Source organism: Streptomyces caatingaensis (assembly GCF_001187435.1).
In the GTDB taxonomy this organism is placed as follows: domain Bacteria; phylum Actinomycetota; class Actinomycetes; order Streptomycetales; family Streptomycetaceae; genus Streptomyces; species Streptomyces caatingaensis.
Window position 1 is genome coordinate 493,047 of the sequence record NZ_LFXA01000017.1, and the last position, 12,349, is coordinate 505,395.

At 75.4% G+C, this 12,349-nt stretch carries 13 protein-coding genes and 1 pseudogene; 10 read left to right on the forward strand and 4 right to left on the reverse strand.

Annotated features, from left to right (window positions below):
• Positions 1-199 precede the first annotated feature (199 nt).
• The 4 genes and pseudogenes from AC230_RS24605 to AC230_RS34065 all read left to right on the forward strand — a co-directional run bounded on the left by AC230_RS24605 (position 200) and on the right by AC230_RS34065 (position 3,630).
• Positions 200-1,465 (forward strand): cytochrome P450 family protein, encoded by a 1,266-nt coding sequence (locus AC230_RS24605; RefSeq protein ID WP_422125640.1) that lies wholly within the window; start codon positions 200-202, stop codon positions 1,463-1,465.
• Positions 1,462-2,373: an L-tyrosine/L-tryptophan isonitrile synthase family protein gene (locus AC230_RS24610; RefSeq protein ID WP_049718885.1), complete on the forward strand. Its 912-nt coding sequence runs from the start codon at positions 1,462-1,464 to the stop codon at positions 2,371-2,373. The genes AC230_RS24605 and AC230_RS24610 overlap by 4 nt, the downstream gene beginning before the upstream one ends.
• Before the next feature lie 159 nt (positions 2,374-2,532).
• Positions 2,533-3,174 (forward strand): annotated as a pseudogene (dhaL, locus tag AC230_RS34060) (dihydroxyacetone kinase subunit DhaL); the annotation flags it as partial.
• Positions 3,175-3,180: 6 nt separating this feature from the next.
• The gene (locus tag AC230_RS34065) at positions 3,181-3,630 is read left to right on the forward strand and encodes a PTS-dependent dihydroxyacetone kinase phosphotransferase subunit DhaM (protein ID WP_277816933.1); all 450 of its coding nucleotides are present in this window, start codon (positions 3,181-3,183) and stop codon (positions 3,628-3,630) included.
• Here AC230_RS34065 and AC230_RS24620 read toward each other — a convergent pair.
• The gene (locus tag AC230_RS24620) at positions 3,620-4,354 is read right to left on the reverse strand and encodes a PIG-L deacetylase family protein (RefSeq protein ID WP_049718501.1); all 735 of its coding nucleotides are present in this window, start codon (positions 4,352-4,354) and stop codon (positions 3,620-3,622) included. The genes AC230_RS34065 and AC230_RS24620 overlap by 11 nt on opposite strands.
• A 146-nt stretch (positions 4,355-4,500) precedes the next feature.
• Between AC230_RS24620 and AC230_RS24625 the strand changes: the two genes are divergently transcribed.
• Genes AC230_RS24625 through AC230_RS24635 form a run of 3 tightly spaced genes read left to right on the forward strand, consistent with a single transcriptional unit; the run spans position 4,501 to position 7,381 of the window.
• A complete protein-coding gene (locus AC230_RS24625; protein WP_049718502.1) occupies positions 4,501-5,556 on the forward strand; it encodes an ABC transporter substrate-binding protein in 1,056 nt (351 codons plus the stop codon).
• Positions 5,556-6,611, forward strand: a complete 1,056-nt coding sequence (locus AC230_RS24630) for a FecCD family ABC transporter permease (RefSeq protein WP_049718887.1) — start codon at positions 5,556-5,558, stop codon at positions 6,609-6,611. The genes AC230_RS24625 and AC230_RS24630 overlap by 1 nt, the downstream gene beginning before the upstream one ends.
• A gap of 2 nt (positions 6,612-6,613) precedes the next feature.
• Complete coding sequence (locus AC230_RS24635; RefSeq protein WP_049718503.1) at positions 6,614-7,381, forward strand: ABC transporter ATP-binding protein; 768 nt, start codon at positions 6,614-6,616, stop codon at positions 7,379-7,381.
• 11 nt (positions 7,382-7,392) lie between these two features.
• On the opposite strand, the gene AC230_RS24640 is transcribed toward AC230_RS24635, so the two are convergent.
• Positions 7,393-8,280 carry a DUF6114 domain-containing protein gene (locus AC230_RS24640; RefSeq protein WP_049718504.1) on the reverse strand — a complete coding sequence of 296 codons (888 nt, stop codon included), beginning with the start codon at positions 8,278-8,280 and terminating at the stop codon, positions 7,393-7,395.
• Positions 8,271-8,885 (reverse strand): DUF6230 family protein, encoded by a 615-nt coding sequence (locus AC230_RS24645; protein WP_049718505.1) that lies wholly within the window; start codon positions 8,883-8,885, stop codon positions 8,271-8,273. Before AC230_RS24645 ends, AC230_RS24640 begins: the two co-directional genes overlap by 10 nt.
• Positions 8,886-8,972: 87 nt before the next feature.
• Between AC230_RS24645 and AC230_RS24650 the strand changes: the two genes are divergently transcribed.
• Both AC230_RS24650 and AC230_RS24655 read left to right on the forward strand, forming a co-directional pair.
• Positions 8,973-9,602, forward strand: coding sequence for a TetR/AcrR family transcriptional regulator (locus tag AC230_RS24650; protein ID WP_049718506.1), 630 nt, complete (start codon positions 8,973-8,975; stop codon positions 9,600-9,602).
• 322 nt (positions 9,603-9,924) lie between these two features.
• The gene (locus AC230_RS24655; protein ID WP_049718507.1) at positions 9,925-11,097 is read left to right on the forward strand and encodes an acyl-CoA dehydrogenase family protein; all 1,173 of its coding nucleotides are present in this window, start codon (positions 9,925-9,927) and stop codon (positions 11,095-11,097) included.
• Between the two features lie 46 nt (positions 11,098-11,143).
• On the opposite strand, the gene AC230_RS24660 is transcribed toward AC230_RS24655, so the two are convergent.
• Complete coding sequence (locus AC230_RS24660) at positions 11,144-11,536, reverse strand: hypothetical protein (protein WP_049718508.1); 393 nt, start codon at positions 11,534-11,536, stop codon at positions 11,144-11,146.
• A gap of 197 nt (positions 11,537-11,733) precedes the next feature.
• Here AC230_RS24660 and AC230_RS24665 point away from each other — a divergent pair, with 197 nt between their 5' ends.
• Positions 11,734-12,177 (forward strand): Lrp/AsnC family transcriptional regulator, encoded by a 444-nt coding sequence (locus AC230_RS24665; protein WP_030365423.1) that lies wholly within the window; start codon positions 11,734-11,736, stop codon positions 12,175-12,177.
• Positions 12,178-12,349 lie beyond the last annotated feature (172 nt).

The window sequence follows — 12,349 nt, forward strand, 5'->3', positions numbered from 1 at the left end:
GCCGCGGGCCGCCCGCCCGGCGCGTGAGGATTGTCCCTTCCGGAGCCGGGAACCGGGCGGTGCCGCCGCCCGACTACCTGAGGATCCGCTCCGGGGAGGCGGGAGGGCCGGCGAACCGTCCGGAATCCGGACGCGACGGCCGGGAACCCGCCCGCCCCACCGTACGACTTCCTGGGGGTCCACGACTCCCGAGGAGATCATCGCCGTGTCCCTGCCCGACCCCGTACCCCTCAGCGGCCCCGCCTACAAGAGGGACCCCTATCCGCTCTACGCGCGGATGCGCGAGGCCGGCCCCGTGCACCGGGTGCTCTTCCCCAGCGGGGTCACCGCCTGGCTGGTGACCGGGTACGCCGCCGCGCAGCGCACCCTCGCCGACCCGCGCCTGGGCAAGAACCACGCGCTGGGCAACGACCGCTGGCGCGCCCGGGCCTCGATCATGCCCGAACCCCAGCACTCCCGGCTCCAGGTGCACCTCCTGCACCAGGACGCCCCCCGGCACACCGTGATGCGCCGGCTGATCACCGACGCCTTCGCCCCGCGCCGCGTCGAGGCGCTGCGGCCGCGCCTCCAGGAGCTGGCGGACGCGCTCGTGGACGCCCTGCCCGCCGGCGGCGAACCGGTCGACCTCGTCGAGCACTTCGCCGCCCGCTTCCCCTTCCGGGCCCTCGCCGAGGTCATCGGCCTTCCCCCGCACCTCGCCGGGCGCTTCCGCCGCGAGTGGGGCAAGGTCGTCGCCCCCGTCGGGCCCGACGACCCCGGGCGCCCGGCCTACGAGGCGCTGCTGCGCGGCCTGGAGGAGTACATCGCCGAGGTCGTCGCGGACCGGCGCGGCGGCGGCGACGGGCTGCTCGCCCGGCTGGTCGCCGCCCACGACACCGGCGAACTGACCCGCGCGGAACTGGACTCCATGATCTTCCAGCTCCTGGTCGCCGGGCAGGAACCCGTCACCAACCAGATCACCACCGCCCTCGTCGCCCTCTTCCGCCACCCCGAGGCACTGGAGCGGCTGCGCGCCGAGCCGCGGCTGATGCCCTCGGCCGTCGAGGAACTGCTGCGCTACGACAGCGCCTTCGAGCTCACCACCTGGCGCTTCCTCGCCGAGGACGCCGAACTCCACGGCACCCGCGTCCCGGCCGGCGACTCGGTGATCGTCTCGCTGTGCGCCGCCAACCGCGACCCCGAGCGCTTCCCCGACCCCGACACCCTCGACCTCGACCGGGACCGCGGCTCCCACCTCGCCTTCGGCCACGGCGTCCACTACTGCCCGGGCGCCGCCCTGGCCCGCGCCGAACTCCGGATCGCCCTCGGGACGTTGCTCACCCGGCTGCCCGGCCTGCGCCTCGCCGCGCCGGACGCCGGCCTGCCCTGGATCCCGGCCGTCCTCGGCCGCGGCACGTCCGCGCTCCCCGTCCGCCACGACGGGTGCCCGTACGCGCGGCCGTCCTCGCCGGGGGAGGGCCGATGACGGCCGCCGCCGACGTCCTGCGGCTGCTCCTGCCGTACCACCGCACCAGCGGACCCGGTTCCGCGGACCCCGCCGACCACCCCGAACAGCTCGCCCGGATACGGGAGTTCACCGACACCGGCGAACCCGTGCTGCTCACCCTCCCCGGCTTCCCCTGCAAGTCCCCCAACCCCGCCAAGGTGCTCGGCCACCTCCCCGACGAGGGCGAACGGCTCTCGCTGGAGTTCCTCAACGGGCTCTGCGCGCGGATCGCCGAGGTGCACGCCCCCGGGGCGCGCCTCGTCATCTGCTCCGACGGCCACATCTTCGGCGACGTCATCGGCGTCCCCGACGCGCACATCGACGCGTACGCGGACGGCCTGCGCACCCTGATACGCGACGCGGGCCTGTCCCACCTCGACACCTTCGACCTCCGGGCCGTGCACGGCGACCTGGACCACGACGCCAAGCGCCGCCTCGTCACCGCCGCCTACGCGCCCTCCCGCGACGCCCTGCGCCACCAGGTGCGTTCCGACGAGGAGACCGCCCGCCTCTACCGCGGCATCACCCGCTTCCTCGTCGAGGACACCGCCGGCTTCGCCGGCACCCGCTCGGCCCTGCAACGGGAGTGCCGCGCCCGCGCCTACGACGTGATCGCCCGCAGCCGCGCCTGGGGCGACCTGATCGCCGACCACTTCCCGCGCTCGGTGCGCCTGTCGATCCATCCGCAGGCGGTCGGCTCGCCCAAGTTCGGCATCCGGCTGCTGGAGGCGGGGGACGCGTGGGCGACGCCGTGGCACGCGGTGGTGCTGAAGTCGGCCGACGGCCGGGCCCGGTTGGTGCGGCGGGACGAGGCGGAGGGGCGGGGGCGGCTGGTGCGGCGGGGCGGACGGCCGAGTCACTTCGAGGAGGCCCCCGGATCCCCCTGAACGCCCTCCGGTAGGCCCGGCGGCGTCCCCACGGCGTTCCCACCGCGGCCTCGCGGCGGAGGCGCCGGCGAGGTGGGGCCGGGCGGCGGGCGACGCGTCCAGCCGCCCGGCCCGAGGGGCAGCGGGGCGCGCGTCCTCCCCGCGCCTACCCTGAGCCCCATGACGATCACCAGCATCCCCCTCGATCTGTCCTTCTTCCGGCGCTTCCTCGACCGCGCCACCACCGTCCTCGTCGCCCACGCCGCGTACCTGACGGACCTCGACGCCGCCATCGGGGACGCCGACCACGGCAGCAACCTCAAGCGCGGCTTCGGCTCGGCGGCGCAGGCCGTCGCCGACGCCGGGCCCGCCACGCCCGGGGCCCTGCTCACGACCGTCGGGGTGCACCTGACCAACACCGTGGGCGGGGCCTCGGGCCCGCTGTACGGGACGGTGTTCCGGCGGATGGGCAAGATGCTGGGCGAGGACGCCGAGGTGGCGCCCGAGACGCTGGGACGGGCGCTCGCCGCGGCCGTGGCGAGCGTGCGGCGGCTGGGCGACTCGGCGCCCGGCGACGCGACGATGGTGGACGCCCTCCAGCCGGCCACCGACGCGTACATCGCGACCCTGGGCGAACGGCAGGACACCGCCGCCGCGTTGAAGGCCGCGGCCGAGGCCGCCCGCGCCGGCGCGGAGGCGACCATTCCGCTCCAGGCGCGCCGGGGCAGGGCCAGTTACCTGGGCGAGCGCAGCATCGGGCACCAGGACCCGGGCGCCACCTCGACGGCCCTGCTGATCACCGCCCTGTACGAGGCCACCGACCCGGCGCTGTGCGCGGTCGCGCCCGAACCGCCCGTCCGGGAGGAGCCGGCGGCGGAGGAGCGCGCGCCCGGCAGGGTCGGCGTCGTCCTCGTCTCGCACAGCCGCGAACTGGCCGAGGCCGCGGCCGCGCTGGCCCGTGCGCTGTACGGGGCGGGCGGGCCGGCGCCGGTCGTGCCCGCCGGCGGCCTGCCGGAGGGCGGCGTCGGCACGAGTCCCGAGCTGGTGCGCCGGGCGGTCGAGGAGGCGGACGAGGGCGCGGGCGTGGTGCTCGTCTGCGACATGGGCAGCGCGGTGCTCACCGCCAGGACGCTGACCGGGGAGACCGTGCGGATCGCCGACACGCCGTTCGTCGAGGGCGCGGTGGCCGCCGTCGTGACGGCGTCGGCCGGCGGCGACCTCGCGGCCGTACTGGCGGCGGCCGAGGACGCCCGCACCTACCGCAAGGTCACCGGGTGAACAGCTCGAACGCGACGCACGGCCGGCCGCCGAACCGCCCGGCGGCCGCCGCCACGGCGCCCTCCAGGAACCCGCGGCAGTAGCGCTCCGGCTCCTCGTCGGTGAGGGCCTCGATGTACGTGCGGTGGCACAGCAGGGAGGCCACCGCGCGGTCGAGGCCCGGGCGGGCGTCCACCGCGTGCGTGGGCCGCGGGGAGGCGGCGACGGCCACGTACCGCACCCCGTCCCACGGTTCCAGGCCCTCCTCGGCGAGCTCGGGGAAGATCCAGCGGTTGCCCGCGTCGGCCACCGCGTCGAGCGCGGCCCGGCCGACGGCCCGGTGGTCGGGGGTGTTCAGGGCGGTGCCGCCCCAGGTGTCGCGGTGGTTGAGGGTCAGGAGCAGCTCCGGCCGGTGGCGGCGGACCGCGGCCGCGATGTCGCGGCGCAGCGCGGTGCCGTACGCGACGACGCCGTCCCGGTGCCCCAGGAACTCCACCGTCCGCACGCCGACCGCCGCCGCGCTCTCCCGCTGCTCGCGCTCGCGCAGCGGCCCGGCCTCGGCCGGGGGCAGGGTGCCGATGCCCGCCTCGCCGCGGGTGGCCAGCACGTACACGCACGCGCGGCCGCCGTCGAGCCAGGTGGCGACGGCGGCCGAGGCACCGTACTCCAGGTCGTCGGGGTGGGCGACGACCGCGAGGGCGCGCCGCCAGTCGGTGGGCATCTCCTGGAGCTGCGGGCCGGGCATCGGCTCTCCTCGGGTCGCGTGCGCCGAACGTCCGCAGCGTACGAGGGAGAAGTTCGCGGTTCCCGGGAACTCGGCCGGTATGTCCGCCGACTACTGGTCCGGGCCCGCAGCGGCGGGCCCGAGCGGAACGATTCCTGGAGTGTTTGATGCGCCCTCGTGCGTGGTGCGGCGTGCTGGCCGCGGTGGCCCTGTCGGCGACGGCCTGTGGCGGTGGCGGCCCGGAAGCCGGGGAGGCCGGCGCGGCCGCCAAGGGCTCGGGCTTCCCCGTGACCGTCTCGGACTGCATGGGCGCGAGGACCACCTTCGACGCGGCGCCGAAGAAGATCGTGACCAGCAACGCGGCGGCCCTGGAGCTGCTGATGTGGCTGGGGGCCGGTGACAAGGTCGTCGGCACGGGCTTCCCGCCCGGGAAGGGCGCGGTGCCGGGGCAGTTCGCCGACCGCGCGGGGAAGGTGCCGGTCCTGGGGAAGACCGTCATCCCCAAGGAGAAGCTGCTCGCCTCCGGCGCCGAGGTCTACATCGACTCCTTCTCCTCGATGAAGAACATGGGCGGCATGGGCGACGCCCCCAAGCCCGAGGAGTTCAAGGCCGCGGGCATCAAGCACGTCTTCCTGAAGTCGACCGCGTGCGCGGCCATGAACAAGGCCCCGCGCACCGACCTGTCGGCCGTGACGGCCGACATCGAGGAGCTCGGCCGGATCACCGGCACCTCCGCCCGCGCCGCCGAACTCGTCCGCGCCATGCGGAAGAAGACCGACGGCGTCCGCGACGCGCTCAAGGACGTGCCGGAGGACAAGCGCCCGTCCTACTTCCTCTTCGACTACGACGCCGGCACCAAGCAGCCCATGGCCGTCTGCAACCGGCAGGTGGCCAACGCGGTGATCACCATGGCCGGCGGCCGCAACGTCTTCGCCGGCTGCGACGGCGACTTCAAGCCCGTCGGCTGGGAGGACGTCGTGGCGAAGAACCCCGACTGGATCCAGCTCGCCGTCCGCAACCGGGGCAGCGAGGAGGCCGAGCGCAAGGCGTTCGACGAGGCGGCCGACTTCCTGAGGACCTTCTCCGCGACCAAGGACCTCAAGGCCGTCAAGGAGGGCCGCTTCCTGCGCATCGGCTCCGAGCGCACCACCATCGGCGGGGTGCGCAGCGCCGACACCGTACGGGAGATCGCCCACACCCTGCACCCCGACCGGGTCAAGTGATGGCCGCGGTCGCCGACGAGGCGCGGGCCGCGCGCGAGCCGCGCCCGGTGCCGGTCGCCGTCGCGCTGTCCGTGGCGCTCCTCGCGGCCCTGGTCGCGTCGGTGTGCCTGGGCTCGTCGCGCGTCCCGCCCGGCGACGTGTGGTCGGCCGTGGTGCGCGGGGTGACGGGCGAGGCGCCGGTGCCCGGCACCCACGACCTGATCGTGTGGCGGCTGCGCGTGCCGCGCGCCCTGCTGGCGGCCGTGGTCGGCGCGGGCCTGGGGCTGGTCGGCACCGCCGCCCAGGCACTCGTCCGCAATCCGCTCGCCGACCCCTATCTGCTGGGCATCTCCAGCGGCGCGTCGCTCGGCGCGGTCGCCGCGATCGTCCTGGGCGCGGGCACCGGCGGGCTGTTCGGCCTGGGGCTCCCGGCGGCGGCGTTCGCCGGGGCGCTGGCCTCGTTCGCCCTGGTGTGGACGCTGGCCCGGCGCGGCGGGGGCTTCTCGCCGCTGCGGCTGGTGCTGGCCGGGGTGGGCATCGGGCAGTTCCTGTCCGGCTTCACCCACTACCTCGTCCTCCAGGCCGGGGACGACCAGCAGACGCGCGGCGTGCTGTTCTGGCTGATGGGCTCCCTCGGCGGGGCCGAGTGGTCCGCCCTCGCGGTGCCCGCCGCCGCCGTCGCCCTCGGCCTCGCCGCCCTCCTGGCGCGGGCCCGGGCGCTCGACGCGATGCTGATGGGCGACGAGACGGCGGCCGGCCTCGGCGTGGACGTGCCCCGGCTGCGCCGCGAGATGTTCGTGGTGACGAGCGTGCTGACGGGGGTGCTGGTGTCGGTGTCCGGGGCGATCGGCTTCGTCGGGCTGATGGTCCCGCACGTCTGCCGGCTCGTCGTCGGCGGCGCCCACCGCCGGCTGCTGCCGGTGGCCGCGCTCTTCGGCGCCGTCCTGCTGGTGGTGGTCGACCTGGTGGCGCGGACGGCGCTGCCCGACCAGGAGCTGCCCGTCGGCGTCGTCACCGCCCTCGTCGGCGCCCCGACCCTGCTCTACCTGCTCGACCGCCGCCTGGAAAGGGACTAGCCGTGCGCATCGCCATCGAGGACCTGGAGGTCGTCCTCTCCGGCCGGTCCGTCGTCTCCGGCGTCCGACTCATCGCGGAGGACGGCGAGATCGCCGGCCTGGTCGGGCCCAACGGCAGCGGCAAGTCGACCGTCCTGCGCACCGTCTACCGCTACCTGCGGCCGCATGCCGGCCGGGTGCTCGTCGGCGGTACGGACCTCCGCGCCCTGCCGGCCGCCGAGTCCGCCCGCCGGGTCGCCGCCCTCCCCCAGGAGCGCGGCTCCGACTTCGAACTGTCGGTCCGGGCGGTGGTGGCCATGGGCCGCACACCCTACAAGCGCGCCTTCGCGGGCGACGACGCGGCCGACGCGGAGATCGTGGCGGCGGCCCTGGCGTCCGTCGGCCTCTCCGGCGCCGGCCGCCGCCGCTTCTCCGCCCTCTCCGGTGGCGAACGCCAGCGCGTCCTGCTCGCCCGCGCCCTCGCCCAGGACCCCAAGGTCCTCGTCCTGGACGAACCGACGAACCACCTGGACGTCCGCCACCAGGTCGAGCTCCTGTCCCTGCTGCGCGCCCAGCGCCGCACGACGCTCCTCTCCCTCCACGACCTGAACGCGGCGGCGTCGCTCTGCGACCGGCTGCACGTGCTGCACGAGGGCGCTGTCGTGGCGTCGGGGAAGCCGCGGGACGTGCTGACGCCGGAACTGCTGGCCGAGGTCTTCGGCGTGCGGGCCGCCGTCGTCGAACACCCGCTGACCGGCGACCCGTTGATCGCCTTCGACCACCGGGGGTGAGCCCGTCGCCCTCACACCCCCGGCAGCGCCCGCAGCCGCAGCCCGTCCGCCCGGATCACGTCCGCCGTCACCAGCGCCTGTTCGGCGCGGACGTCCGTCATGAAGACGAAGGGCGGCACGACCGGCGGCACCGGCAGGGTGTCGGGGGAGAAGGTCAGGCACAGGATCCCCTCCAGGCAGCCGCGGAAGCGGGTGAGGTAGAGGGTCACGTCGCCGCGCAGCTCCAGGGAGCGGGCGGCCAGGGCGAGTTGGGTGCCCGCCGTGCCGTCGCGGGTCGTCAGGCGGTAGTCGCTCAGCGACGCCGCCCGCATGCGGAGGACCAGGACCCGCAACGGGCCCCGGGCGGTGGGGACTTCGCCGACGCCCGCGAGTGTGAAGCCGCGCGGGGCGAACCGCGACGCCGTGACCGCCGGCGGGGCGGCGGCGGCCGGGACGGCGGACGAGGCCGCCGCCCGGCCGGCCGCCCCCGGGGACAGCGTCGCGGCGGTGACGAGCAGCGCCGGCAGGACGACGGCCAGCGCCCGGTCGGCCGGCCGCCTCCCCGGCGCCCTCCCCGGCGTCTCCCTCGGGGTCCAGCCGAACCCCATCGCGCTCCCCGCGATCCCCAGCCCGGTCCCGAGCAGGAACCCGCCCAGGTTCGTCGCCGCGAACGACAGCACCGACAGGATCAGCGCGTTGACGCTCACGTAGTGCCGCGCCGAGGGCAGGAACCACAGGAAGAGCCCCGCCGCGATCAGCGCCAGGCCGATGCCCAGCGCCGCCAGCCCGCCCAGTCCCAGGCTGACCAGCACCGTCACCGGCGACAGCGGGACGACGAGCAGTTCCGCCCCGGACAGGACCAGCAGGGCGCCGGCCCAGAAGGGCCGTGTCCGGCGCCAGGCGCGGAACCTCAGAAGCACGGGTCGCCGTCCAGGGCGACGTTGAGCTTGAGGCCCTTGAGCCGGAAGTTCCCCCCGGTCGCCGACCAGGCGTGCGACCGCACCCCCGCGACCGTCACCCGCCCGGCCTGGAGCCCGAACTTCCCGGCCCTGCCCTTGACTCCGGACACGGCGTCCAGCGTCGACGCGTCGCGCCCGATCTGCGCCGAGCCGAACTCCGCGTCGCCGACCAGGTCCTCGCCGTCGATCACCAGATCGCTCGCGGTCACCTCGCCCGCGTCGCCGCCCGCCGTCAGCTTGAAGACGACCTTGCCGACCGGGGTGCTGACCGCCGCCGCCTGGCAGATGTCGCTCAGCCGGGCGTTGCCGATGCCGAGCAGGGCCACGGGGTGCCCCTTGCCGTCCACGGAGCGGTCGGTCTGCACGAACGAGGCGAGCCCCTCGCTCGTCAAACGGCGCGACGCCACCTGGAAGTTCGTGCCGGAGACGGCGAACGAGGCGGCCAGCGCCCCCTGGGCCATGCCCACCGCCATCGCGCCGACCGCGAGCACGGCGGGCACGGCGACGAGCGCCGACCTCTTCCAGGCGGTCCTGCCCTCCGGCAGATTTCGGTCCGATCCCCTCATTGCGTCCTCCCATGACCGAGGGAAGTACGAGGTGTGATACTGCCGATGTCCATGTGCAGCTCGCGGAGTTGGAGACTAGGGCCGGATTTGAACGACAGTCAACAGCGCGGTACCGGACGCGGCAGGAACCGGCGGGCCGAACTCCTCGCCGTCGGGCGGAAGTTGTTCGCCGACACCTCCTACGACGCCCTGTCGATGGACGACATCGCCCGGCAGGCCGGTGTCGCCAAGGGCCTGGTCTACTACTACTTCGGCAGCAAACGCGGCTACTACCTGGCGATCATCGAGGAGTCGGCCGCCGAGCTCCTCCAGCGCGCCGGCGCCACCCACGACCTCCCGCCCGCCGGGCGCGTCCGCCACACCGTGGACGGCTACCTCCGCTACGCCCGGCGCCACCAGGCCGCCTACCGCGCGATCGTCACCGGCGGCGTCGGCTTCGACGTCGAGGTGCTCGCGATCCGCGACCGCGTCCGCGAGGAGCTGCTGACCACCATGGCCCGCGCCGCCTGGGGGCGGGGCGACCTCCCGCCCGTGGCGCGCACGGCCCTGGTCGGCTGGCTGTCCGCCGTCGAGGGCGTCACCCTGGACTGGCTGCGCCGCGCGGAGCCGTCGCGCGACGTGGTCTGCTCCCTGCTGGTCCGCGCCCTGGGGGACGCGCTGCGGGCGATCGAGGACCACGTGCCGGAGTGCCCGGCCCCGACGCGTGCGGAGCTGTGAGCCCCCTGCCCCTGCGGAGCCGCGAGCCCCGGCCCGTGCGGAGCCGTGCCCGAGCAAGCCGGGACCCGTGGGGCGAATCGGCCGAATTGTGCGGCCAGTTGGCGGCCGGTGCGCGCGTGGGGGTTTCCCCCGGTATGCAGCCGGGACAAGATCTGTCAACCGGTGACGCACGCCCGCCGATCGGGCATACTCCAAGCGCCACAGCCGCAGGTCACCCGGTTTCCGCGACCCGGCAGGGGACCATCGGCTGGGCAGTGACCGGTGGCGGGCCGACACCCTCGGGCGCCGCCGCCCCAGCGCCCGACAAGGGAGGAGAGCCGCGATGACCGACCACGGCCCGCAGCCGGTGGAGCGCCGGCTGCCGACGGAGGAGGCCCGCGACCTGCTCGCGCTCGTGCGCGAACTGGTGCGGCGGGAGATCGCGCCGCACGCGGCCGAAGAGGAGGAGGCCGGGCGCTTCCCCCGGGAGCTGTTCCGGCTGCTGTCCTCCTCGGGACTGCTCGGCCTGCCGTACGCCGGGGAGTTCGGCGGCGGCGACCAGCCGTACGAGGTCTACCTCCAGATCCTGGAGGAGCTCGCGGCCGCGCGGCTGACCGTCGGCCTCGGGGTCAGCGTGCACTCCCTCGCCTGCCACGCGCTCGCCGGCTACGGCACCAAGGAGCAGCGCGCGGAGCACCTGCCCGCGATGCTCGGCGGCGGGCTGCTCGGCGCGTACTGCCTCTCCGAGCCGCAGTCCGGCTCCGACGCCGCCTCCCTGCGCACCCGGGCCGTCCGCGACGGCGGCGACTGGGTGCTGGACGGCACCAAGGCGTGGATCACGCACGGCGGGATCGCCGACTTCTACACGGTGCTGGCCCGCACGGGCGGCGAGGGGGCGCGCGGGATCACGGCCTTCCTCGTGCCCGGCGACGCGCCCGGCCTCTCGGCCGCCCCGCCCGAGCGCAAGATGGGCATGAAGGGCTCGCCCACCGCCCAGGTGCACCTCGACGGGGTGCGGGTGCCCGACGCCCGCCGCGTCGGCGACGAGGGACAGGGCTTCTCCATCGCCCTGTCGGCCCTCGACTCCGGCCGGCTGGGCATCGCCGCCTGCGCCGTCGGCCTCGCCCAGGCGGCGCTCGACGAGGCGCTGGCCTTCGTCTCCCAACGGCGCCAGTTCGGGCGGCCGTTGACCGACTTCCAGGGCCTGCGCTTCATGCTGGCCGACATGGCCACCCAGATCGAGGCGGGCCGCTCCCTCTGCCTCGCCGCGGCCCGGCTGCGCGACGAGGGCCTGCCCTTCGCCCGGCAGGCCGCCATGGCCAAGCTCTTCGCCACGGACGCGGCGATGCGGGTGACCACCGACGCCGTGCAGCTGATGGGCGGTTACGGCTACACGGCCGACTTCCCGGCGGAGCGGTACATGCGCGAGGCCAAGATGCTGCAGATCGTGGAGGGCACGAACCAGATCCAGCGCATGGTGATCGCGCGTCATCTGGCCGGGCCCGAGGGCCACTAGCGGGCGAGGGCGGGGCCGCCGGCCCCGCCCTCCGTGCGCCCGCCCGTCAGCGCCCGCGCGCCTCCGGCACCCGCAGCGGCCGCGAGCCCGGCCCGCCGATGTGCGAGAACGGCTGCCGCCGCCAGTCCAGGCTCTCCGGCAGCGTCAGCAGCAGCGCCGTGTCCAGCTCCTGCGCGCCCCCCGACGCGTCGGCCGGCTCCGCGTCCTCCACCGACCGCCCGGAGCCCGGGCACACCGTCAGCCCGAACGGGTTCCACGGGGACGGGCACAGGGCGTGCTCGGGAAGCTCCTCCTCGTCCGCCAGCAGCGCGATAGGGCGCGCGCAGTCCGGGCAGGTCACCCGGAACATCGACGTCAGGTCCGTCGGGTCCGTCAGGTCGTCCGTGCCGCCGTACGCGGCGCCGTCGCCGTCGTTCTCCAGGCGTTCCAGGCCGGTCATCGTCTTTCTCCCCCTCGGCTGGGACCGGCCGGGGCGTCTCGGCCCCGGCCACAGCAAGCACTTCCCTCGGGCGGAGCGGGGTAATCTCCCAGGCCGGGGGGACACGGGCGCGGACCTGTGGCGTTCGTCACGCGTCGCGTGCGCCTGCGGTGGCGCCGACTGTGCCCGGCGCGTCCGGACCCAGTAGGTTGACGGGCGTGGAGGAGCTGGACAGAGAGATCGTGGAACTGCTCGTCAAGGACGGGCGGATGAGCTATACCGACCTGGGCAAGGCGACCGGCCTGTCCACCTCGGCGGTGCACCAGCGGGTGCGCCGGCTCGAACAGCGCGGTGTCATCCGCGGGTACGCGGCCGTGGTCGACCCCGAGGCGGTCGGCCTGCCCCTGACCGCCTTCATCTCGGTGAAACCCTTCGATCCCAGTGCCCCCGACGACATCGCCGACCGGCTGGCCGAGATCCCCGAGATCGAGGCGTGCCACAGTGTGGCGGGCGACGAGAACTACATCCTCAAGGTGCGGGTGGCGACGCCGCTGGAGCTCGAGCACCTGCTCGCGCGGATCCGGTCGTTGGCCGGGGTGTCGACGCGGACGACGATCGTCCTGTCGACCCCGTACGAGGCGAGGCCGCCCCGGGTCGGCTGAATCCGCCCCGGCCCCGCCCCAACCCATTTCCACAGGGGCTGCGCCCCTGCGCGACCCGGCTGCGCCGCGCGGCGCAGCCGGGTCGCGCGGTGGAGCGGGGGCTCTGCCCCCTGCACCCCGAGCGGGGCTCCGCCCCCGCACCCCACCGGGGGTTGCGCCCCCTGGACCCCGC

What these genes read in the sequence shown, in the direction of transcription:
- AC230_RS24610 (WP_049718885.1), top strand. Translation starts at nt 1,462, where the DNA reads ATGACGGCCGCCGCCGACGTCCTGCGGCTGCTCCTGCCGTACCACCGC.
- AC230_RS24620 (WP_049718501.1), bottom strand. Translation starts at nt 4,354, where the DNA reads ATGCCCGGCCCGCAGCTCCAGGAGATGCCCACCGACTGGCGGCGCGCC.
- AC230_RS24625 (WP_049718502.1), top strand. Translation starts at nt 4,501, where the DNA reads ATGCGCCCTCGTGCGTGGTGCGGCGTGCTGGCCGCGGTGGCCCTGTCG.
- AC230_RS24630 (WP_049718887.1), top strand. Translation starts at nt 5,556, where the DNA reads ATGGCCGCGGTCGCCGACGAGGCGCGGGCCGCGCGCGAGCCGCGCCCG.
- AC230_RS24645 (WP_049718505.1), bottom strand. Translation starts at nt 8,885, where the DNA reads ATGAGGGGATCGGACCGAAATCTGCCGGAGGGCAGGACCGCCTGGAAG.
- AC230_RS24655 (WP_049718507.1), top strand. Translation starts at nt 9,925, where the DNA reads ATGACCGACCACGGCCCGCAGCCGGTGGAGCGCCGGCTGCCGACGGAG.
- AC230_RS24660 (WP_049718508.1), bottom strand. Translation starts at nt 11,536, where the DNA reads ATGACCGGCCTGGAACGCCTGGAGAACGACGGCGACGGCGCCGCGTAC.